This is a genomic window from Sneathiella marina, assembly GCF_023746535.1.
Classification (GTDB): Bacteria; Pseudomonadota; Alphaproteobacteria; order Sneathiellales; family Sneathiellaceae; genus Sneathiella; species Sneathiella marina.
In genome coordinates, this window is sequence record NZ_CP098747.1 from 1,223,833 (window position 1) to 1,245,596 (window position 21,764).

The window sequence follows — 21,764 nt, forward strand, 5'->3', positions numbered from 1 at the left end:
TAAAATATTAAGTAACTAATTATTTAAATTTTTTATAAAACTTATAGGTTGTATGAGTTTAAATTCAATTTTTGATTGCTTTACAATTAGCTCAAATTTTATCCACTGAGCCGGTACTTTATTTTTTGCAGAGGATAAGATGAAAAATATTACTATAGAAACCGCATTTTTGCAGGACACCAGTATTTCCCTTGAAAGTAGATTAATTCAGCTATTACAGTTTGACGTTATTGAAGAATATACTTGCAACAATTTTCAGATTAAAAACTATTGCTTGAACGTGACCAATTTCATTTTGAGTCATTCCGATAAAATCGATGATCTGCAAATAAATTGTTTGTTGCGCAAGGTTCAAGGCTTGCTTGAACGATTGGAAATCTCAGAATGCTATGATTTGCGTGAAGCAATAACGCTCCTGGAAATCGCCTGGTATAATTCTTACTTTCATGACTGTCGGCTTTATATCAAAGGCATCCATGACGACGAATCGATACGGTGTCAGAATAAGGCCGTCATTGTAGCAGCCTTATCTGCGTTGCAAGGTCCGATGTTTCCAAGCAGGCTAACTTTTAGCAAGATACCCTGTTTCCTCAATTCTTGATGTTGTTAAGAAGGGCGGTGCGATGGCATCCGCCCTTCATTCTCCAGCGCTCCAATTATTGTCGTTCCGAGAATCCAGTTATGGGGGGGGGCGGCACTAATTTGGGCTCACCTGTTATGCGTCAGAGCCGCGCTGACAGACAGTGTCCGATTTAGTTCGAGCAACTCTACAAAGCCGACTTCGATTACGCGCAAAGGCCACCAGCGGAAAGGTTTCGATCGACAACAAACAATGTTACTCAACTGATTTGAGGCGGTGAAAGAAGAAATTGAGATAAAATACTATCGTTTGAGCGGCGAGTAGCGGTCATTCTGCGTATAACGTTTCATGATCGATGTAGAAGCATTGCCGGTTATCGTATTTTTATGACGTCTTCATGGGCTTCACCTTCGTGAGCAACGGAACACCCCTGGCAATGTTCTTCAACCTTTTAGCACCATTGAAGACATGTTTTGAGGCGCGTTGATTTTCGTAATTCGACCCGGAAAGCCTTTAAAATGCGGAATACCTTGCTCATAATCGAGAAATTCATCATCATCTGAACACAGCACGGCGTCACTGGATATGAATGCGCCGGCCAATTCTTCCACACCCTTTAGTTCAGGATACCACCAACCGTGGGGGACGCGTATGTGGCCAACTTTCATGGTATTATGGATCGAGATCTTCGCTTTGACAGTACCGATCTTGGTTTCCAATTTAACCCAGTCACCCTCGACAACGTTTTCCGCTGTAGCATCTGCAGGATGCAGAAATAATTTGGGTGACGGTGAACGTTCACGTAAGACCGGGATATTTCGTTGGCCCGTCTGGAAAAACGAATCCTCGCGCACCCCGGTAAATACGGCATAAGGATATTTTTCACATAAAGCAGGGCCTTCACGATAATAAGGTAACGGATCAAATCCAAGATCATCCAGTATACTTGAATATAGTTCGACTTTTCCGGACGGTGTAGCAAAACCTGTTTGAAGATATTTCTGATATACGGGAGCCGGGATTTCCATAAAACTGGTCGCTTCAAATTCCGCAAATGTGCGGTTGGAACGCGATAACCTATGGTCCAGCATATCGTCCAGACTGGACCAAGGGAAATGCTCAGCAAACCCCATTCTGTGCGCCAGATCTGTCCAAAACTGGAAAGTGCTGCTGGCCTGCTCTGGCGGCTCGGCAATTTTCTGCGACAACGTCAGCCGGTTAGCCCAACTCCAACTATCGCCAATGTGGTTGCGTTCTGAAAATACATCTCCGGGTAACACATAATCTGCGAGCATAGCTGTCGGAGTCATGAAAATTTCATGTGCTACGATTAGATCCTGGTTCATCAGACCTTCAAGAATCTGATGCTGATTGGGATAGCTGAGAAGGGTATTGTTCCCCAAGGTGAAAAGAGCTTTAACAGGATACGGGTCGCCAGTAGCCATCGCCCGAAATACATGGGTTGGATTGGCCATTTGACAGCCCATAACAATATCAGCGTAGGGATACCCCCAAGTTTTTTCTGTGGGATCTTTCAGTATTTCAGCCACGCGATAGGTAAAAGCCGGATGGTCATAAAAGCCAAGTTGCTTGGCTTTTTGTTCGGATGACAACGCATCGTGTAATCCTATTTCGGATTCCGGAATATAATCTGCATTAAAACCGCCAAGAGTTTCGCCACCTTTGATATCAAGATTACCAGTTATTGCGCGTAAAATAGAATGCAGGCGAATTGCCGAAGTGGAGGAAATCTGCTGATCAGTGATGGGAGTCCATGGGATTGTAGCGCCATCCGAATTCGCATATAGGCGTGCTGCTTCGGCAATCAGTTCACGATCCACTCCAGTAATAGCTTCCACTCGTTCCAGCGGATACTCATCTACGCGTTTACGTAAATCATCAAAGCCAAGGCACCATTCATTTACGAATGACTGATCGAATAAGTCTTCATCAATAATTACCTTTAACCAGCCGAGGCACATGGCGGCGTCAGTACCGGCGCGTAATCCTAAATGCAAATCGGCCTTTTCAGCCTGATCAGATACACGTGGATCCAGCACAATTACCTTCGCGCCACGAGAGCGGGCCAAATTGATGGCATTGTAAATGGGGGTCCATGAGTGCTTTCTCGGATTATGCCCGAATAATACGATACATTTGGTATTGGCGTAGTCAGGCTGCGGAAACCAGCCATAAGTGATCCGGTTCACTGCCGCCGTATTACCAGCACATAAGGCGACACCACTGATCCAATTTGGAGATCCCAGCAGGTTCATAAATCGACGGTCAGTGCTGTGGGTGGTCTGGGTATTCCAGCCTGAAGTTGAAACGGCTAACGCCTCTGCACCATAGCGGTCTACAACTGACTTAAGTCGATCAGCAATCTCATCCATGGCCTGATCGTATGAAATCTCTTGCCATTTGTCTTCGCCGCGCTTGCCGATGCGCTTTAACGGAACTCGCAACCGGTCTTTATGATTGTGAATATCTGGAGCCGCGACACCTTTGTAGCAAATATTCCGGGCCAGCATTGGATTGTCATGTGCCATTATCCGCTCTAACTTGCCGTCCACGGCTTCCGAGCGAAGTTGACATCCGGCATCGCAAATAGTGCAGACGGAGTATTTGGTCTCTGTGTTTTTGGCCATGATTAAGTCTCCATGCTCGTTATTTTTGATATGGTTGTATCAGGAAAGGGCGGGATCACTGCTTAGATCCGTCAATAGCTCGGTTAAAACTGATCGTTTATCTTCGCCGAGCCGGTTTTTCAATGTCGATTGAACCTTCTGCCATAGTGGGGCTGCTTGATCGAAGAGGCGATGTCCACTTTTGGTGAGGTGGATGATTTTGGTACGAGCATCTGTTCCCGATTGCATTTTGATTAATCCTATATTTTGAAGCAATCGAAGGTTTCGTCCTAAAGTACTGCGATCTAGATCAGTCGCCTTAGCCAGATCATTGAGTGTAGGATGATCCAAGTGCTGTACTTTGTGTAGCAGTGAAAACTGGGTGACCGTAATGCCGACAGGTTTCAAAGCCTTGTCATAAATTTTAGTCAGTTTTTGCGCGGCGCTTCGAAGTTCGATGCATAGGCAAATTTGCGGTATATCTTGGTCCATTGATTACCCCCGTTATTTAAGGGTATATACCCCTTTTTTGCTCCAATGTATACTTGAGTGGCTGTGTCTGCGTAAATTGAGCAAATTTCTAGGCGGCGGGGCGGGCGATTTGACGCAAATCTAATCATACACTCGAATACTCAGTTCGGTTTTGACTCTGTCCATAACAACTGAGCTCGTAAATTTGTTTACCTGCGAGGAGCTGAAGAAATACTCATGTGTAAATTCCGTGTACTCGGCCATATCCTTAACGACCACAATCACAATGAAATCAGCCACACCGGTTGTGTAGTAACATTGCTGTACTTGTGGTGCGTGAAGCATGCGTTTTTTAAACGCATCAAGCACTTCTTTGTTTTCCTGGTTCAAAGATACTTCAACAATTACAGTCACGTTTTGGTTCAATTGCGCTGGGTCCAGTACGGCGATTTCCTTAAGAATAATTTTCGCGTCACGCATCTTTTTAATGCGTTTTTGAACTGCTGCAGAAGACAAGCCCACAATCTCACCTATTTTTTCAGCTGTCTGGCGCGAGTTAGTCTGTAAAACAGAAAGTATTTTGCGATCAAAGATATCCATATTCTGAAATTCTGACCTTTTCGACTGATATAATACGAAAAAAGGAAAATTTTAGCCCGGATCGGCGCAGAACACACTTCCTTTTATGCATATAGTTCCGGCAGGAAGGAAAATGTAAATATGTGCAAAACAACAGACACTGTAAGAACTTGTGAACTGGACCCGTCACTGCGCGATTACATGGTTGAATTTCGCCATGATGTGCATCGTCTTCCAGAGCTTGGATTTCGTGAAAAACGCACGTCAGATTGTGTCGCAGAGGCGCTGCGAAGTTTTAATATAGAAGTTTTTCAAAACAAGGGCGTTGTCGGGGTCCTTAAAGCAGGTAATTCTCAAAGAGTTATCGCATTGAGGGCTGAATTGGATGCACTTCCCATTCAGGAAACCTCCACGCATGACTATGCGTCCATCGTTCCCAAAACGATGCATGCCTGTGGGCATGACGGGCATATGGCTATGCTGTTGGGCGCTGCAAAATATTTATCTGAAACTCGGGCCTTTGACGGAACAGTCATTTTCATTTTTCAGCCAAATGAAGAAAATGGTTTGGGTGCAAAAGCGATGTTGGAAGAAGAGGTTCTTGCTCGGTTTGGGATCGAGGAAATTTATGCAATTCACAATTTACCGGGAGCACCACTTGGCGAAATTTCTACTCGAGCCGGTCTAATTTGCAATAGCGAAAGCTTGTTTGAAATAGAGATTAAGGGGCAAGGTGGCCATGCCTCAATGCCCGACGTTGGAGTAGACACGATTTTGGTTGGATCAGAAGTTGTCCAGGCGCTTCAGACAATCGTTGCGCGTAAACTTCCACCAGGAAGTGGTGCTGTTGTTTCGGTGACGGAATTCATCACCGACGGTGCTCGCAATATACTTCCGGGGCTCACTATTTTGAAAGGCGATGTTCGAGCTCAAAATCCGGAGCATCGAACTAAGATAGAGCGCTTAATGCGACAGATCGCGACCGGAGTAGCTGCTACACATGATGTCGAAGTTCACGTCAAATTTCAAACCGAGTTCATAGAAACAATCAACCATTCTGAAAATGCGGCAGCCGTTGTCCGTGTCGCCAAAAGAGTGACGAACCAGGTTATTGCGGATCGCGAACCCATGTCATTTTCTGAGGATTTTGCTTATTTTTTGGCCGCTATTCCAGGATGCCTTTTGCTTTTGGGTAATGGGGTAGAGGATGTACATGGCAAACCGTTGCACTCCTCAAATTATGATTTTAACGATGATGCATTGATGATCGGTGCTCGGTTTTGGGCAAGCCTGGTCGCAGAACGTTTGCCAATTGGAGATGCCTAGTATGTTCAGTTTTTTTGACAGATCTGAAATAGACATTGTCCGTTACACACCAAAAAAGGGGAACGCACATTCTACAGTCTTGACACCAAGGGATTTTGCCGATGCCGCTAAAGAAATTAAAGCCTGGAATAATTACACGCCAACGCCACTGCTTCGATTGACGAGTTTGGCATCCGAGTTAAACGTGAAAGACATCCTTTACAAGGATGAAGGCCCACGTTTTGGCCTAGGAAGTTTTAAAGCACTTGGCGGAGCTTATGCCGCGCTGAAAATTTTGCGACGTGAAATCGATAAAAAACAAACAGCCATAGGCTTAGCTGGTGGTGTAACCCTTGAGGATGTTCGCGAAGGGCGCTTCGCCAAAGAGGCATCTAATATAACTCTTGTATCTGCGACAGATGGAAATCACGGTCGCTCTTTGGCGTGGGGGTGTCACAGGTTTGGTGCACCTTGTCGTATTTATATCCACGCAGAAGTAAGTGAGGGGAGGGCGACAGCCATGCGGAAGCTGGGAGCGACGGTCATCCGGATAAAAGGTGATTATGATGCGTCAGTTCGGCTTGCCCGGCTTGAAGCAGAGAAAAATGGCTGGTTTGTCGTTTCTGATACCTCGTGGGAGGGTTACACGGATCCACCGCGGGACGTAATGGCCGGTTACGGTGTAATGGTTGGAGAAATAGCCGAAAATCTCAAAATGCCCCCGACCCATGTCTTCTTGCAAGGTGGCGTTGGTGGGCTTGCAGCGTCTGTCTGCGCAGCGTTTCGACAATATTGGGGAGACAGCTGTCCACGGGTCATCATCGTAGAACCGGACCGCGCAGCCTGTTTGTTCGAGAGTGCTAAGGCTGGCGAAACGAAAACCGTAAAGATTGAACGTGAAACGGTAATGGCTGGTTTGTCCTGCGGAGAGCCATCTGATATGGCATGGTCAATTCTAAAAGAAGAGGCTCAGGACTTTATGACTATTACCGATGAAGTTGTCGTCCCGACACTTCGTTTGTTAAAATCTCCCGTCGGCACAGACCCGGTCGTAGAGGCTGGCGAATCTGCCGTCGCCGGCTTGGCTGCGACAATCTTGGCGTCCCGAAGGGAGGAACTGCGAGATGCTCTTGAAATGGATGGGAATTCGGTAATAGTTGTTGTCGGGTCTGAGGGAATAACGGATCCCGCAGTTCATGCCGAATTGATGAAAGAAGCTGATCACGCCTGAAGCACTCAAAAGCCTGCTACATCAACTTGACATAGGCGAAGAGAAACCTTTGCGCTTATTCCAATACCTTGGATCGGTACGCTTTTTGCCCTCTTCGTCTTACCGGGGATTGGTCTTGTCTCGACCAAAAATGAGCCAGGACCATATTTTTCGCCTTTACACGGATGAGACAATATTGTCCTTGGCTCGTATTGATAATGGATCATACATAGGTTTTAGTGAAACACTTGCTTTGACACGGCAACCTGCCACTTCAATCTCATAGTTTGAAGCCAATATCTCAGAGAGTTTTTCGTCTTTGCTGGGGACATATCCAAGCCCAACAGCAGCTCCCAATGTATGGCCATAACCTCCAGAAGTCAGATATCCAACCACCTCTCCCTCACGGATAATGGGTTCATTGTGAAATAATAAGGGTTCGGGGTCAGATAAAAGGAATTGTAACAGCCGCATTTTCGGCCCCGTCTCCTTTCGCGCAAGCACGGCAGCGCGCCCAATGAAATCCGGCTTATTTGTCCTTACTGCGAAACCAAGTCCAGCATCAATAACGTGATCTTCAGAGGTTATATCATGCCCGAAATGACGAAAGGCTTTCTCGAGACGGCAGTTATCCATCGTATGCATCCCGCATAACTTGAGATCAAGTTTTCGACCTGCCTCCAATAGAGTATCAAGTACATGGGCGGCCATATCAGAAGAAACATAAATCTCCCAGCCAAGCTCCCCCACATACGTAACCCTGTGTGCCCGCGCCAACCCCATACCGATTTCGATATCCTGAGCAGTACCGAAGGGGTTGTTGGTATTTGAAAAATCATTGGGACTGACCATTTGGAGTAGTTTGCGAGAATTCGGCCCCATTACTGCAAGTACGGCCTCTCCCGCTGTGACATCGGTGATGACAACTTGAAAATCGACACTGTGTCGTTCCAGCCAGCGTTGATCGGAGAGCCGTGTTCCCGCGGGCGTAATTACAAGATAAGCGGTTTCCGAGAGCCTTGTCACCGTTACATCGGCCTCAATTCCACCCTTTTTATTCAGAAATTGAGTATAGACAATCTTACCAATTGGAACGGAAAAATCTCCAGAACCAACGTAGTTCAGGAATTTTTCTGCATCATGTCCTTCAACCCGGATCTTGCCGAAGGAGGACATATCATACATTCCAACATTCTCTCGAATTGCTTTATGCTCTGACGCTGAGTTCTCAAACCAGTTTTGCCGCTTCCAGCGGTAATGATAACGTCGTTCCTGGCCAGGGTTAGCAAACCAATTTGGCCTTTCCCAGCCTGAAACTTCTCCCATAACAGCGCCTTGAGCCAACATTTCATGATGAAATGGAGACCGCCGGATTCCACGCGCCGTCGCCTTTTGCCGAAAGGGAAAATGGTCTGCATAGAGAAGTCCCAAAGTTTCTTTTGACCGTTCAAAAAGATACTTGCTGTTTCCCTGAAAGGGCTGCATTCGAGTGATGTCCACATCACTAAGATCGAATGGCTTTGCACCGTCATTCATCCAGTGAGCAAGTGCCATTCCAGCGCCGCCAGCAGATTGAATTCCAATAGAGTTAAACCCGGCTGCTACCCAAAAATTTTCGAGCTCCGGCGCTCGGCCAAGATGGTAAGCATCATCCGGGGTAAAACTCTCTGGACCGTTAAAGAAAGTTTGGATGCCTGTTTCTGCTAGGATTGGCATTCGATTTACGGCGTTGTTAAGAATTGGTTCAAAATGATCAAAATCTTCTGGCAGTTGGTCAAATTCAAAGCTTTCTGGGATACCTGACATACCCCATGGTTTGGCTATGGGCTCGAATGCGCCAAGCAGAATTTTTCCCGCGTCTTCCTTGTAATAGGAGCATTCGTCAGGAACTCTCAATACAGGCAGCTTAGGCAGCCCCTTTATATTCTCGGTAACAATGTAAAAATGCTCGCATGCATGAAGTGGCACATTTACACCTGCCATTCGACCAACTTGATGGCCCCACATTCCCGCACAATTCACTACCATCTCAGTCTGAATGTGGCCAACTTCACCATTTTCATCCTTCCAATCAATTCCCTCAGCTCGGCGGTTTGATACGCGAATATTATTCACTGCAATTCGTTCGAAAATTTGCGCGCCTCGCTGTCGTGCCCCTTTCGCCATCGCGAGAGCAATATTTCCAGGATCTCCCTGACCATCGTGAGGAAGCCAAACTGCGCCTTTTACTCCCTCCAAATTTATATATTCATAACGCTCTTTGACGTCAGTCGGGCTAATTTCCTCGACTTCAACATTAAACGCGCGCGCCATGGAGGCTTGCCGGAGTAGTTCTTCTTTTCTTTCCTCCGTCAGGGCAACGGTTATGGAGCCAGTTTCACGCATACCCGTTGCGACGCCTGTTTCTGCCTCAAGTTGGCTGTAAAGTTCCTGACTATATTTGGCAAGGCGTGTCATATTCTTAGATGCGCGAAGCTGTGCAATAAGGCCTGCTGCATGCCAAGTCGTACCAGACGTTAACTGCTTTCGCTCCAGCAGAACAACATCTGTCCAACCAAGTTTTGTCAGATGATAAGCGACCGAACATCCGATCACACCGCCACCGATAATGACAACGCGGGCCTTTTTGGGCAACTCGCTCATAGCTAAATCCTTATTATCATATTAAAATTTTTGTTCGTGAGAGTATCTACTGACGCGCTGTCTCGGCCAGTTGCTTGAGATTTTCAGCAATAGTTTTTACTTCATTCTCTAAATCGCATTTGTTCCCTGTTGCGATCAAGACTAGTCCTGCTTCTGCTCCTTTCGGCGCACTGTCAAAAGTGAGACGATTGCCAACTCGCTGTAAGAGTGTTAGCGCCTTGGTCTCCTGGTCAAAAAAGAAACCTTTTACCCGATGGACTGTTGGCGGAAGAAGGGAAAGACAATCTGCCATGTCCTGCTTATTGATCGGGGAGGAGGGAATCCAATGGTAAGTGGCAATATTATCTGCCTCCCGAGGGTTCTCCATTCGCTGGGACACGGTTTTGGTCGAGGACGGTCCTAGCAACAATGCTGGATCTATTTTTCCGGCGTCTACCGTGATCAAGGAAACAGTTGGAGATAATCTCGCAATCCAATCCCTAAGGTCCTGACACCTGTCATCTGACACAATATCTGATTTGGTCAGTACAAGAATATCTCCAGCTTTTATCTGGCTATGTATCAATTGCCCGACGAATTTGTCCTGTGCCCGCATCTGAACCGTCTCAGCATCAAGCAATGTAACAATTGCATCCAATTCAAAACCGGGCCAATTCCCAGCATGTCGCGCGAGACGCATAGGATCTGCCACACCACTTGCTTCAAGAACAACCAGGTCAGGCGGGTTGTCCCGAGAAGCTTGCGCGTCCAACGCGTCACCAAGATCATCCGTTATTGAACAGCAAACGCATCCGTTGGTGAGGCTTATCGCTTGATCTGTCTGTTCCTTGATAAGAGCAGTGTCAATATTAATTGCGCCGAAATCATTGACCAATACAGCGATCCGCTGGCCATCACTTACAGATAAAAGATGATTAATAAGGGTTGTTTTGCCCGCCCCCAAATATCCTGAGATCAGGGTGATTGGAATGCGCCTGGTCATTTGTCAATGGGAAAGGGTTGTCCTTCGAAGACAGTACCCCAAATAGGAATATCTTTGAGTTGTTCTACGGGTGTTTCCCAGGGATCCATATCAAGAACCGTAAAATCGGCTTTCTTCCCGGCGCGAATAGAACCAATTTCATGCTCCATGCCGATGACATAAGCGGCATCGATTGTGATCGCCCGCATGGCGGCATCCAAATCTATGCGTTCTTCCGGTCCCAGAACGGCACCTGATTCAGCAATCCGATTGACAGCAACCCAAGCAGAATTAAGCGGCAATGCAGGCGCCATTGTAAAGTCGGAATGCAAAGCCGTCGTCACGCCATATTGCGCTAGAGTACCAAGCCTCGCCATTTGTGACGCTCGTTCGTACCCAATTGAATGTTGCCAATAGGCTTCTCCCAATTCATGAACATAATAAACATTGGCGGAAACCAGCGCTCCAAGGTCCGCTATGCGACGGACCTGCTCTGGTGTCGAAACACCAAAATGTTCAATCGTAAAGCGGTGATTAATACGCGGTCGCTCAAACTGTAGTTTTTCCAACGTGTCGAGCGCCAGCTCAACGCCGAGATCACCGGTACAATGCACATGTATACGCTTACCTGAATTCCAGAAAGCCCGTGCCAAAGCTTCAAACATCTCAGGCGCCATGAGCCATTCTCCGTGATGGCCGTCGATGAAACCTGGATCTTGCATCTGCATCAGTTCGGCAAAGAAACCTCCGTCGGTAAAAAGTTTGATACCATTGCCGAATTGTAAACGGTGACTTCCGCGCGATGCATAGCTTTCCACACGCGCGACTTCTTCATCGGCGGATCCTTCCCAGGTACCACGAAGAGCGCCACGGGGAATAATTTGCATACGGAAAGGAACGTCATCACGTTCCAGTGCTTCACTCAGGAAATGCCATTCGATCTCATCATCCAACAGGGGATAGGCCATTTCTCCAATAGTCGTATGACCTCCATGATGAATAGCCTTCTTTACAAGTTCCAGTCCGTGCTTGAAACGTTCAGGCTGAAAAAGATGCATGTTCATTGCCTTAGTCGCAATGGCAAGTCCAGTTTCATAAAAGCGACCGGTCGCGAGGTCAATTTGCGGGTGCCGTTCAAGATCTTCACGATCTAACCCCATCCATTCAATCGCCGCGTCGTTTGCGATAATTTCGTGAAAAGAACGTTGCCAAACAAAAATGGGACGGGTGGTGGATATCGCGTTCAGCGCCTCTTTGTAAACTTCACCATGCCAGATTTTATGGTACCCCCAGGTAATCAGCGGTTCCGTCGGATCATCTATGCTTTCGTTGATTTCTTGTAAACGAGTAATATACGCAACGTGACTTCGGACAGGGGCGCAAGTACGGTCCGGTAGCTTCCATTCCATTGCCGTGATGAAATGACACGATAGCAATATCGCCCCCAAAGACGGATGGAGATGAGGGTCAATAAACCCGGGCATTAAAATTTTGTCTGCAAAACGGTGGTCAATGCTGTGAGGATGCGCGTCAAGCCATGGTTTCAGCGTTTCCAAGGTGCCCACTTCAATGATCTGTCCATCCCGGACAGCAACCGCACTGGCTTCTGGCATCGGTGGGTTCATTGTACGGATGTTTTTTGCAGTAAAGACTGTAATTTCGCTCATAATAATAGCTCTCTTGCGGCTAATAGGTTGCGGGGCTGATGGCCCAGACGACCACAGTATCGACATCTCCTGGATTATGGCACCAATGCTTGCCAGCACCGAGCATCTGAAAACTATCTCCTTCCTCAAGGACATATGACTTGCCATTGACACTAAGTTCCAGCGTACCGGAGATTATCATGCCGCCTTCTTCCCCTTTGCGAGCACGGCCTGCATCGCCGGTACCAGCACCTGGTGAAAATGTTGTCAGGATCAACTCAAGCTGTCCCTTAAGATTAGGCGATAATAATTCTTCCCGGGTGCCGGCTTGACTGAGATTGATCTCACGACGTGCCGAGCGCCTTACCACTACATCGCGTTCTTCCGGTGCGGCGACGGCGGTACCGCTGAAAAACCAATTAATCGATACATCAAGGGCGAGGGCGATGGCATCCAGCGCTTCAATGGTAATTGGACTGACACCGCGTTCCATTTCACTCAGATTGCCGACTGACCGGCCGGTGACATTTTTCATATCGGTCAGTGTCAATCCGCGAGCACGACGCAATTCGCGGATTTGCTGTCCAACTGGAATTTGCGAATTTGCGCTTACTTCTTCATCTGAAATTTCATGTTGTTTTGATTGCATAATATGAATGATCTCATAATAAAATTCAGTTAACTGAAAATATTCTTGCAATTTTTCATTTTTGGTGCAACCTTTTTCGTCACTAAAGAAAAAAAATGATCTGTAATCATTCAGGGAGAATATCCAGATATGTTCAAATCCAATTTTATGCGCCCATTGTCGATCATTGCCCCGTTGGCGATTGCGGCTTTGCTTGGCGCCGCGACGGCGCCTCTGGCGGAGCCTCAGTCAGGCGGCACTCTTAACACGACCACAACCGGTTACCGTACGTTGAACCCGGGCGTTCAGTCCGGTGCAGCGACCGGTGTTCCAGGTTCGCAGATTTTTGCCGGCCTTGTATTAATAGATGAAGATTACAAAGCGACTCCATATCTCGCTGAAAGCTGGAGCGTATCCGACGACAATCTGAGTTACAGTTTCAAGTTGGTTCAAGGTGCTAAATTTCATGACGGTAAGCCGATCACTTCTGCGGATGTTGCCTTTTCACTGGACACAGTGAAAACCAACCATCCGTTCGGAAAAGCCATGTTCGGAAATGTGGCCTCTGTCGAGACCCCAGATCCCAGCACGGTTGTCTTCCAGCTTTCTGCACCTATCCCCGGGCTGTTGCTCTCTTTGGAGCCGCTTTTGATGCCGATCCTGCCCAAACACGTATATGGTGACGGTCAGGAAGTAAAAAAACATCCACGCAACATGGAAAATGTAGTTGGATCCGGCCCTTTCAAAGTGGCAGAGAATGTGCCGGCTGAACGCCTCGTGCTGGTAAAAAACGAGGAATTTTTTATTAAAGACCGACCCTATCTCGACAAGCTGGTCTTTTCTGTCGTGAAGGACAGTTTGACCCGTGTCTTAATGATGGAAAAAGGAGAAATCGACTATATCGGTTTCTCAGGTATACGTCCGACGGATGCAGAGCGGCTTGAAAAAACCGGTAACCTCACGGTAACAACCGAAGGTTACGGCGCCATTGGGTATATTCACTATCTTGAGTTAAATTTGCGAGATAAACCCTTCAACGACCGCAAAGTGCGTGAAGCGCTGGCAACCGCGATAGATACAAATTTCATCGCGAAAATCCTGTTTGGTGGACGGACTACTGTCGGCACAGGCCCGCTTCATACAGGAAGCGTTTTCTATACAAGCGATGTCCCCAGCATAACAGCGGATCTCGACAAGGCGGCGAAGCTGCTTGACGAAGCCGGATATCCTGCTGGAGCAAATGGCGAGCGTTTTTCCTTCACCCTTGATATTCCAAGCTGGGCCAAACAGGCTCATGTTCCGATGGCAGAATATACACAATCTCAGCTGGGTAAAATCGGTGTGAAGGTTGAATTACGCCAGGCTCCGGATTTTGGTACCTGGGTAAAGCGGATCTCTAGTTTTGACTATCAGGCAACAATGAACGGCTCTTTCAACTATCCTGATCCAGTCATTGGAGTGCACCGTCATTTTGATTGCGACAATATTCGCAACGTAATCTGGTCCAATACGCAGGGCTATTGCGATCCAGCAATGGATGCGATGCTTGATGCCGCAGCCGTCGAAACTGATTTAGACAAGCGTAAGGCAACATATGCTGAAATCCAGCGTAAAGCTGCGGAAGACCTCGTCTTCATCTATATGCCGCAGGATTTTACCGCCACGGTTTACTCGAAAAAGGTGGGAAATCCGCCTGCGAGTGTATTTGGTCCTCTGGCGCCATGGCATGAAGTATATCTGAAAAACTAAGCCCGATAAATGGGGCCGCTGCTTGAAATCAGGCATGCGGCTCCTCTCTCTTGTAGGATGTAATCGCGCAGGAAATACTATGGTGAAATCATTATCCAAAAGGATCGGCAATGCGGTCGCGTTGCTGCTCGCGGTACTGATCCTCAATTTCACGCTTATCCATATAGCACCCGGGGACCCGGTTGAGGTATTGGCTGGAGAAATGGGCGGGGCGACACCCGAACTGCTCGCTGAAATTCGCGCCAGTTTTGGTCTAGATCAACCTTTCCATGTGCAGTTGCTAACATATCTTGGCAATGTTCTACAGGGTGACCTCGGCTATAGTTATTATTATGATATGCCGGTAACCAACCTGATATTGGAACGTATTGGCGCGACATTGTTGCTGGTTGTCACGGCTCTTCTATTTGCTCTCTTCATCGGAACAGCGCTCGGCATTGCTTCAGCTCAGAAACGCAATTCATTTCTCAGCCATTTAGTCACAGTAATATCGCTTGCCGGTTTTTCGGCGCCGGTTTTCTGGGTTGGTATCATGCTGATCCTTCTATTTGCGGTTGCCATTCCGATCCTTCCTGTAGCAGGTATGGTCTCCGCGGATACGCCGTCAGGGAGTTTTGCATATATTTTGGATGTGGCGCGACATCTCGTACTTCCCGTCCTCACGCTGGCTTCCATATACCTTGCCTTTTATAGCCGTCTTTCGCGGGCGAGTATGCTGGAAGTATTGGAGTCTGATTATGTCCGTACCGCCCGCGCAAAAGGACTGAGCCGTTTCCTCGTCGTCTATAAACATGCGCTTCGCAATGCGATCCTGCCAGTAGTGACATTTGCGGGTCTACAATTTGCGCAAGTCATCTCTGGCGCCGTGTTGGTGGAAACTGTCTTTGCTTGGCCTGGCCTCGGTACACTGGCATTTGAGTCAATATTACGACGTGATTCTCCTACTCTACTCGGTATATTATTTTTCTCCGCACTGCTCGTTTTGATCGTCAATATTCTCATTGATATTACCTATCGTCTGATCGACCCAAGGATTAGCGCAAAATGACCGACCAATCCCTTAGTGATTTTGATGTAGATTCCTCGCAAAAACCCGTCTCACCGGCACGCCAGACTTGGAAGATGTTTCGTAGCAACCAGTCTGCAGTCGCCGGATTGACACTACTGGTCTTCGTGCTCCTGTTCTCGCTAGTCGGCCCGATCGTTTATTCGGTTGCCCCCACCGATATGGTTTGGATGCCGCTAACGCCACCAGGTGCATCGGAATACCTGCTTGGCACTGATTACCTTGGGCGGGACATTCTCGCAGGGTTAATCAATGGCGGACGAATTACCCTTACAATTGGTGCGTCGGCTGCGGTACTGACAGTTTTGATCGGCGTGACAATTGGTGCGTTAGCTGGTTACTACGGAGGTTGGGTCGATAATCTGCTGATGCGGATCACTGAATTTTTTCAGGTTTTGCCCAATCTTCTTTTGGCGATGGTAGTCGTGATGCTTTTCTCTGCCACATTAACCAATATCGCAATTGCCATTGGTATTGTCTCCTGGACCAGCACAGCCCGGCTCACTCGGGCAGAATTTCTGCGCTTGCGTGAGATGGATTATGTACGCGCGGAACGAGCCATCGGCGCTAAAAACCGGCGGATGATCTGGGCGGTGATCCTGCCGAACGCAGCACCACCGCTCATTGTATCGGCTGCCCTTAGTATCGGCACGGCGATCCTGTTTGAGGCGGGGCTCGCATTCCTCGGTCTAAGTGATCCCAACAATATGAGCTGGGGCCGCATGATTGGCGACAACCGGCCTTATATTCTTGATAGCTGGTGGGGGGTTACTTTCCCTGGTATCGCCATTTTTCTGACGGTTCTAGCCATAAGCTTGGTCGGCGACGGGCTGAATGACGCCTTAAACCCAAAATTGAGGAAAAGGTAATGAGCGCCCCATTGCTATCTGTACAGGATCTGGAAGTGGTTTTTCAGATAGACGGAATGGAAGTCCCCGTTGTACGCAATCTCAGCTTCGATGTCGCGTATGGTGAGACATTGGGCATAGTCGGTGAATCGGGGTGCGGGAAGAGCATGACAGCACTTGCGGTCATGGGGCTGGTTCCAAATCCTCCGGGCCGAATATCTCGCGGAAAAATCCTGTTGGAGGGGAAAGATCTTGTGCAGGCCAGCGAAGCCGCACTTCAGCAAATAAGGGGCAACGACATTTCCATGGTTTTTCAGGAACCCATGACGTCACTTAACCCTGTATTCTCTGTCGGAGAACAGATCGCTGAAACCGCGCGTGCGCATTTTGGTATCCGACGGTCAGAGGCACGGGATCGGGCAATTGAGATGTTACGTCTGGTTGGTATCCCTTCCCCTGAAAAACGTATTGATGATTATCCACATCAACTATCAGGTGGGATGCGTCAACGGGTAATGATCGCTATTTCACTGATATGCGAGCCCAAATTGCTGATCGCGGACGAGCCGACGACAGCTCTTGATGTTACAGTTCAAGCACAGATATTTGATCTCTTTCGAGGCCTTCAGGAAAAGACCAAAACAGCTATCATCCTTATCACCCATGACATAGGTGTCGTGGCGGAAATGACGGACCGGGTCATGGTGATGTATGCCGGCCGCAAGATAGAGGAAGGACCCGTGGTTGACTTTATACGTACACCACGCCATCCCTATACACAGGGCCTCATATCCTGTATCCCGACGTTGCAGGTTGATCCAGCAGACAATCCTGATGCATTGTTCGAGATACCGGGGGTGGTCCCAAGTGCCGCTGAATTGGCACGTGTCGGTTGCGCCTTCGCACCGCGCTGCGCTCAAGTTTTAGATCGATGCCGGGCCGAATTTCCTCCAACAAAGTTTATGTCGAAGAACCGATCTGTCGCCTGTTGGCTGGATACGGAGGATACTGCATGATAAATTCCCCATCCCTTTTGGACGTCGAGGATCTCAAGGTCCATTTCCCAACGCGTGACGGCGCTACTGTTCATGCGGTGGACGGAGTTTCTTTTTCCATTGACCGCGGGGTCGCTTTTGGCCTGGTTGGCGAAAGTGGATCAGGTAAGACAACAACGGCGCTTGCCTGCGTGCGGCTGGTTGATCCGACAGCAGGGCAGGTCTCTCTCGATGGGGAGGATATTACACATCTTGGTGGTGATTCTCTTCGCCAGATGCGGCGAAAGATGCAAATTGTCTTTCAGGATCCTTACGCATCCCTTAACCCTCGAGAGCGCGTCGGCTCAATTGTTGAACGACCGCTAAAACTGATGAAAATGGGTACTGCTCGAGAGCGGGCTGCCCGGGTGGCAGAACTTTTCGAAATAGTTGGTTTACGGCCGGAACAGCAATCACTTTTTCCACATCAGTTTTCCGGTGGACAGAGACAGCGCATCGGTATCGCTCGTGCCCTCGCGACACAGCCAGATCTTATTGTCTGTGATGAGCCTGTATCAGCCCTTGATGTGGCTATTCAAGCCCAGGTTTTAAATCTGCTCGCCCGGCTAAAGGCAGAATTTGAGCTAACCTATCTCTTTATCAGCCATGATCTCGCGGTAGTGCAGCATATCTGCGATGAAATAGCGGTGATGTATCTTGGCCAAATTGTTGAGCGCGGCTCCAAACAGGAGATTTTTCGTAACCCCCTGCACCCTTATACCAAGGCTCTTATTTCAGCCGTGCCCTCCGCAGATTCTCTCGGTAAACCAAAGGGGGAGCGAATTATGCTTGAGGGTGATCCTCCAAGCCCGATCTCCTTGCCAAAAGGATGCCGTTTCGCAAGCCGTTGCCCTTTCGTTACCCCTGCCTGTGAGGAAGAGGCGCCGGCACTTCAAAATATATCACCTGAACATAGTGTTGCATGTTTGCGGGTTGATCCTGTCGGAAATTTTAACTAGGAACCTGGGACTGCTCTTTGTGACCGCACCGGAAAAATAAAAGGTTTCTGGATTGATGGTGATTGGGCATTTTGCCGAAAGGGAGTCTTGAACGATTACCGTTACAAAAAAAAGTACTGAAAATACCGGAAGAACATTCGAAAACGTAATGCCACAAAGCCAAAGATATAGCTCAAACAATTGGGATACGGAATGACGACAATAGTTAAAATAAATTGCGCTGATCGCACGGGAATTGTTTCCAGATTATCAAGCCTGTTAAGTGAACTGGGCTGTAATATCTTGGAAAGTTCACAGTTTTTTCAACCGGATACAGGCACGAAGCGGGAGGATGGAACCGGGCAGTTTTTCATGCGTCTTGACTGTAGTACGGCAGGCGTCAAACTAGCTGATCTGCAAGATAGTCTGGACAGGTTCCGAGATGAATTTTCAGCAAATGTGCTCATCGCGTCTTCCCAACAAATAGTACCAACGATCCTGATGGTCTCAAAATTCGATCACTGTCTTCAGGATATATTGTATCGCGTACAGACAGAAACCCTGCCGATAAAAATTGTTGCTGCTGTTTCCAACCATCCGGATGCGCGGGCAACCATCGAAAGGCTTGGCATCCCATTTCACCTTTGGCCTGTTACAAAGGAAAACAAGTCTGAGCAGGAAGCAAAGCTCGATGAACTGGTTGTCAGAACGGGCGCGGAGTTAATTGTGCTGGCGCGTTATATGCAAATATTGTCTGACGAATTCAGCTCTAAATATTTCGGTAAAATCATCAATATCCATCATTCGTTTCTACCGGCCTTCAAAGGGGCGAAACCCTATCATAAGGCCTGGGATAGGGGAGTGAAGCATATTGGCGCAACGGCGCATTATGTTACCCCCGATCTGGATGAAGGGCCTATAATTGAGCAGGGGACGGAGCGGGTAAATCACGCCTGTGATCCGGACGAGCTTGTCAGTCGTGGCCGAGATATTGAATCTCGGGTTCTCTCCCGTGCCATAAAATTACATGCAGAAGAACGGGTGTTTGTAAACGGTAGCCGTACGGTGGTATTTGAACAATAAAGCCGTTTCATAATGGAAATCGCGAATAGTCATGATAACGGTAAGCAGATGCCCATTCTCAAGATTACGCTTAGTGTGACAGGACATTCTTGCTAAAATTTGTTGATCTCTACACTGATCGGGCGTCGATGAGCTGGCTCGGTTTTGCAAGAGCTTCAAGGGCGGAGATGTCGCCAAGATGTACCTTTGCTCCGTCGACGGTTACGCCATAAGGCTTCAAGGTGTTGAAAGCTCGGGAGAGATTTTCAGGTGCCATTCCCAAAAGAGAGGCCAGTGTTCGTTTATCATGGGGAAGTAACAGGAAGCCATGACAGCCCTGGTCATTATGATAGCGCAGCAACCGGTTTGCCAGTCGTTCGACGCCTGTTCGGAGCTTTAGGTTTTTATGCTCCTTGACCACAGAACGATAGCAGTTTGCCAATTCCTGAATGATTGCTCCGGCAAAGGCGGGATCCTTGACGAAGGCGGCACGGATATCTTCTGAAGGGATCATTAAGATACGAGATCGCTGACTAGTGCGTGCTGACATCAGATGCACGGCATCCTTCAAGACTGCTGCAAGAATAAAAGTCCCAACTGGAGACACCATCGCCATCGTGGTTTCCCGGCCATTCGCAGAGGCGTACAGCTCGACACATCCTTCGACGACAACATAGAGGAAATCTGCCGGATCGCCTTCCTCAATAAGTACGACATGATCTGGAAAAGTCTGGAAATAGGCGGCCTTGACAATGGAATCAAATGTCTCCTCCTCCATGGCCTGGAAGAGGTGAATAGACCGTACTTCTGGTAAGTCAGCGGATCGCATCTGTCCCTCAATTGATATTTATCAAGAAACACTTTAGTCAACTTGTATCGTGAAATCCATATTAATTATTTTTGTTCTTGATTTTTCAAAAGACATCTTCTGATTTTTGCCAGTAGCAAGCTTGTTTTTATACCAAAGCTTCACACCGTTGATTTGGATCAACCCTTCACTGTCATAACCGCGCTCCATTACTCCAAGAACGACTGACCTGTCCGGCAAAGTACGGTGCGAGAGGGGATAAATTTATGAGTATGATGCATATAAGTGCGGGCGATCAAAAGAGGGCGCTGGCTGCCAGTACTCTTACCTTTACTGTATGTTTCGCCGTTTGGACGATCTTTTCGATCATCGGGATCAAGATCAAGGCAGATCTGGGGCTGACCGATACGCAATTCGGTGTGTTGGTTGCTACACCGATACTGACCGGCTCGGTAAGCCGAATTTTTCTTGGCATCTGGACAGATCAATATGGCGGCCGCCTGGTTTATACGATCCAAATGCTGCTGACAGCTTTTGCGGCTTATCTCCTGACCCTGGTCACGACATATGAGATGTTTTTGGTCGCCGCCCTCGGCGTTGGTCTCGCCGGTGGCAGCTTCGCAGTTGGTGTCGCCTATGTCGCCAAATGGTATCCAAAAGAAAAACAGGGAACTGCATTAGGCATTTTTGGTATGGGGAATGTTGGTGCAGCGGTGACCAATTTCTGTGCACCGTTCCTGCTGGTCCTTGTTGGTGGTCAATGGCAGGGCGTCGCACAGGTTTATGCCGTCATAATGGCTGTCGCAGCCGTCCTGTTTTTTCTGTTCACCAAGGAAGACCCTGATGTTGCCGCACGTAAAAAAGCGGGTGAAAAACATGCGTCCTTTGTCGCGCAGCTGGAGCCTCTGAAGAACCTGCAAGTCTGGCGCTTCTCGCTTTATTACTTCTTTGTCTTCGGCGCCTATGTTGCGCTCGCACTCTGGCTGCCCCGCTACTATGTAGGGGCCTACGGCCTGGAGCTCAAAACTGCCGGCATGCTGGCTGCCGCCTATGCGCTGCCGGGGTCAGTATTCCGCGCGCTCGGGGGATGGATGTCCGATAAATGGGGTGCGCGAACAGTGATGTACTGGACCTTTATTGCGAGTGTTGCCTGCACCTTTTTCCTCTCCTATCCGTCCACGGACTATACGGTGGCGGGAATTGAGGGGCCGATTGAATTCAATATCACCATTCCGCTTTGGCTGTTCGTTGTCCTGACAATTGTCCTCGGCTTTTTCATGTCTTTGGGCAAAGCAGCTGTCTACAAGCACATCCCGACTTACTATCCGGAGCATGTTGGCTCTGTCGGCGGCATCGTTGGCCTGATAGGCGGTCTTGGCGGCTTCTGCCTGCCGATTGCCTTCGGTTTCATGAATGATGTCACGGGCGTCTGGACGAGCTGCTTCATGCTGCTGACACTCATTATCGCTGTTGCGCTGACCTGGATGCATTTCACGATCCTGCGCATGGAAAAGAAACAGATTCCACAGCTTCGGGGACCGCGCAATTTGCCGGAACTTGAAAGTCTGCATGAGCATTGAAATTCAACGCCACCGCGAGACGCAATAGG

At 48.2% G+C, this 21,764-nt stretch carries 18 protein-coding genes; 10 read left to right on the top strand and 8 right to left on the bottom strand.

Translation table 11 applies throughout. From position 1 onward, the window contains the following. Positions 1–139: 139 nt before the first annotated feature. Positions 140–601 (top strand): hypothetical protein, encoded by a 462-nt coding sequence (locus tag NBZ79_RS05875; protein ID WP_251936312.1) that lies wholly within the window; start codon positions 140–142, stop codon positions 599–601. Positions 602–1,023: 422 nt separating this feature from the next. On the opposite strand, the gene NBZ79_RS05880 is transcribed toward NBZ79_RS05875, so the two are convergent. The 3 genes from NBZ79_RS05880 to NBZ79_RS05890 all read right to left on the bottom strand — a co-directional run bounded on the left by NBZ79_RS05880 (position 1,024) and on the right by NBZ79_RS05890 (position 4,278). Beyond that, positions 1,024–3,228, bottom strand: a complete 2,205-nt coding sequence (locus NBZ79_RS05880; protein WP_251936314.1) for a molybdopterin-containing oxidoreductase family protein — start codon at positions 3,226–3,228, stop codon at positions 1,024–1,026. 39 nt (positions 3,229–3,267) lie between these two features. Then, positions 3,268–3,699: a MarR family winged helix-turn-helix transcriptional regulator gene (locus tag NBZ79_RS05885; RefSeq protein WP_251936317.1), complete on the bottom strand. Its 432-nt coding sequence runs from the start codon at positions 3,697–3,699 to the stop codon at positions 3,268–3,270. A 120-nt stretch (positions 3,700–3,819) separates the two neighbouring features. Further along, the gene (locus NBZ79_RS05890) at positions 3,820–4,278 is read right to left on the bottom strand and encodes an Lrp/AsnC family transcriptional regulator (RefSeq protein ID WP_251936320.1); all 459 of its coding nucleotides are present in this window, start codon (positions 4,276–4,278) and stop codon (positions 3,820–3,822) included. Between the two features lie 120 nt (positions 4,279–4,398). Here NBZ79_RS05890 and NBZ79_RS05895 point away from each other — a divergent pair, with 120 nt between their 5' ends. Both NBZ79_RS05895 and NBZ79_RS05900 read left to right on the top strand, forming a co-directional pair. Continuing rightward, positions 4,399–5,583, top strand: a complete 1,185-nt coding sequence (locus tag NBZ79_RS05895) for an amidohydrolase (RefSeq protein WP_251936323.1) — start codon at positions 4,399–4,401, stop codon at positions 5,581–5,583. 1 nt (position 5,584) lies between these two features. Further along, positions 5,585–6,793: a diaminopropionate ammonia-lyase gene (locus NBZ79_RS05900; RefSeq protein WP_251936325.1), complete on the top strand. Its 1,209-nt coding sequence runs from the start codon at positions 5,585–5,587 to the stop codon at positions 6,791–6,793. A 156-nt stretch (positions 6,794–6,949) separates the two neighbouring features. Here NBZ79_RS05900 and NBZ79_RS05905 read toward each other — a convergent pair whose 3' ends face one another. The 4 genes from NBZ79_RS05905 to NBZ79_RS05920 are packed head-to-tail and all read right to left on the bottom strand — an operon-like array spanning position 6,950 to position 12,671. Then, the gene (locus NBZ79_RS05905) at positions 6,950–9,415 is read right to left on the bottom strand and encodes a GcvT family protein (protein WP_251936327.1); all 2,466 of its coding nucleotides are present in this window, start codon (positions 9,413–9,415) and stop codon (positions 6,950–6,952) included. A gap of 46 nt (positions 9,416–9,461) precedes the next feature. Further along, positions 9,462–10,397: a CobW family GTP-binding protein gene (locus NBZ79_RS05910; RefSeq protein WP_251936329.1), complete on the bottom strand. Its 936-nt coding sequence runs from the start codon at positions 10,395–10,397 to the stop codon at positions 9,462–9,464. Further along, complete coding sequence (locus NBZ79_RS05915; protein ID WP_251936331.1) at positions 10,394–12,043, bottom strand: amidohydrolase; 1,650 nt, start codon at positions 12,041–12,043, stop codon at positions 10,394–10,396. The genes NBZ79_RS05910 and NBZ79_RS05915 overlap by 4 nt, the downstream gene beginning before the upstream one ends. A gap of 19 nt (positions 12,044–12,062) precedes the next feature. Next, positions 12,063–12,671, bottom strand: a complete 609-nt coding sequence (locus NBZ79_RS05920; RefSeq protein WP_251936333.1) for a helix-turn-helix domain-containing protein — start codon at positions 12,669–12,671, stop codon at positions 12,063–12,065. 129 nt (positions 12,672–12,800) lie between these two features. On the opposite strand from NBZ79_RS05920, the gene NBZ79_RS05925 reads away from it, so the two are divergent. The 6 genes from NBZ79_RS05925 (at position 12,801) to purU (ending at position 19,368) form a co-directional block, all read left to right on the top strand. Beyond that, on the top strand, positions 12,801–14,399 hold the full coding sequence (locus NBZ79_RS05925; protein ID WP_251936335.1) for an ABC transporter substrate-binding protein: 1,599 nt from the start codon (positions 12,801–12,803) through the stop codon (positions 14,397–14,399). 79 nt (positions 14,400–14,478) lie between these two features. Then, complete coding sequence (locus NBZ79_RS05930; RefSeq protein ID WP_251936336.1) at positions 14,479–15,447, top strand: ABC transporter permease; 969 nt, start codon at positions 14,479–14,481, stop codon at positions 15,445–15,447. Continuing rightward, positions 15,444–16,334: an ABC transporter permease gene (locus NBZ79_RS05935; RefSeq protein WP_251936338.1), complete on the top strand. Its 891-nt coding sequence runs from the start codon at positions 15,444–15,446 to the stop codon at positions 16,332–16,334. The genes NBZ79_RS05930 and NBZ79_RS05935 overlap by 4 nt, the downstream gene beginning before the upstream one ends. Further along, on the top strand, positions 16,334–17,329 hold the full coding sequence (locus NBZ79_RS05940) for an ABC transporter ATP-binding protein (protein WP_251936340.1): 996 nt from the start codon (positions 16,334–16,336) through the stop codon (positions 17,327–17,329). Before NBZ79_RS05935 ends, NBZ79_RS05940 begins: the two co-directional genes overlap by 1 nt. Further along, on the top strand, positions 17,326–18,306 hold the full coding sequence (locus NBZ79_RS05945) for an ABC transporter ATP-binding protein (RefSeq protein WP_251936342.1): 981 nt from the start codon (positions 17,326–17,328) through the stop codon (positions 18,304–18,306). Before NBZ79_RS05940 ends, NBZ79_RS05945 begins: the two co-directional genes overlap by 4 nt. Before the next feature lie 192 nt (positions 18,307–18,498). Then, positions 18,499–19,368, top strand: coding sequence for a formyltetrahydrofolate deformylase (gene purU / locus NBZ79_RS05950; RefSeq protein ID WP_251936345.1), 870 nt, complete (start codon positions 18,499–18,501; stop codon positions 19,366–19,368). Between the two features lie 109 nt (positions 19,369–19,477). Here purU and NBZ79_RS05955 read toward each other — a convergent pair whose 3' ends face one another. Then, positions 19,478–20,176: a cyclic nucleotide-binding domain-containing protein gene (locus tag NBZ79_RS05955; RefSeq protein ID WP_251936348.1), complete on the bottom strand. Its 699-nt coding sequence runs from the start codon at positions 20,174–20,176 to the stop codon at positions 19,478–19,480. A gap of 245 nt (positions 20,177–20,421) precedes the next feature. On the opposite strand from NBZ79_RS05955, the gene NBZ79_RS05960 reads away from it, so the two are divergent. Next, on the top strand, positions 20,422–21,735 hold the full coding sequence (locus tag NBZ79_RS05960; RefSeq protein WP_251936351.1) for an MFS transporter: 1,314 nt from the start codon (positions 20,422–20,424) through the stop codon (positions 21,733–21,735). Positions 21,736–21,764: the final 29 nt, after the last annotated feature.

Bases quoted from the DNA above. Each gene is read 5' to 3' on its own strand.
- NBZ79_RS05945 (WP_251936342.1), top strand. From the start codon at position 17,326: ATGATAAATTCCCCATCCCTTTTGGACGTCGAGGATCTCAAGGTCCAT.
- NBZ79_RS05880 (WP_251936314.1), bottom strand. From the start codon at position 3,228: ATGGCCAAAAACACAGAGACCAAATACTCCGTCTGCACTATTTGCGAT.
- NBZ79_RS05925 (WP_251936335.1), top strand. From the start codon at position 12,801: ATGTTCAAATCCAATTTTATGCGCCCATTGTCGATCATTGCCCCGTTG.
- NBZ79_RS05955 (WP_251936348.1), bottom strand. From the start codon at position 20,176: ATGCGATCCGCTGACTTACCAGAAGTACGGTCTATTCACCTCTTCCAG.
- NBZ79_RS05920 (WP_251936333.1), bottom strand. From the start codon at position 12,671: ATGCAATCAAAACAACATGAAATTTCAGATGAAGAAGTAAGCGCAAAT.
- purU (WP_251936345.1), top strand. From the start codon at position 18,499: ATGACGACAATAGTTAAAATAAATTGCGCTGATCGCACGGGAATTGTT.
- NBZ79_RS05910 (WP_251936329.1), bottom strand. From the start codon at position 10,397: ATGACCAGGCGCATTCCAATCACCCTGATCTCAGGATATTTGGGGGCG.
- NBZ79_RS05875 (WP_251936312.1), top strand. From the start codon at position 140: ATGAAAAATATTACTATAGAAACCGCATTTTTGCAGGACACCAGTATT.
- NBZ79_RS05885 (WP_251936317.1), bottom strand. From the start codon at position 3,699: ATGGACCAAGATATACCGCAAATTTGCCTATGCATCGAACTTCGAAGC.
- NBZ79_RS05895 (WP_251936323.1), top strand. From the start codon at position 4,399: ATGTGCAAAACAACAGACACTGTAAGAACTTGTGAACTGGACCCGTCA.
- NBZ79_RS05915 (WP_251936331.1), bottom strand. From the start codon at position 12,043: ATGAGCGAAATTACAGTCTTTACTGCAAAAAACATCCGTACAATGAAC.
- NBZ79_RS05900 (WP_251936325.1), top strand. From the start codon at position 5,585: ATGTTCAGTTTTTTTGACAGATCTGAAATAGACATTGTCCGTTACACA.
- NBZ79_RS05935 (WP_251936338.1), top strand. From the start codon at position 15,444: ATGACCGACCAATCCCTTAGTGATTTTGATGTAGATTCCTCGCAAAAA.
- NBZ79_RS05960 (WP_251936351.1), top strand. From the start codon at position 20,422: ATGAGTATGATGCATATAAGTGCGGGCGATCAAAAGAGGGCGCTGGCT.
- NBZ79_RS05890 (WP_251936320.1), bottom strand. From the start codon at position 4,278: ATGGATATCTTTGATCGCAAAATACTTTCTGTTTTACAGACTAACTCG.
- NBZ79_RS05905 (WP_251936327.1), bottom strand. From the start codon at position 9,415: ATGAGCGAGTTGCCCAAAAAGGCCCGCGTTGTCATTATCGGTGGCGGT.
- NBZ79_RS05940 (WP_251936340.1), top strand. From the start codon at position 16,334: ATGAGCGCCCCATTGCTATCTGTACAGGATCTGGAAGTGGTTTTTCAG.
- NBZ79_RS05930 (WP_251936336.1), top strand. From the start codon at position 14,479: ATGGTGAAATCATTATCCAAAAGGATCGGCAATGCGGTCGCGTTGCTG.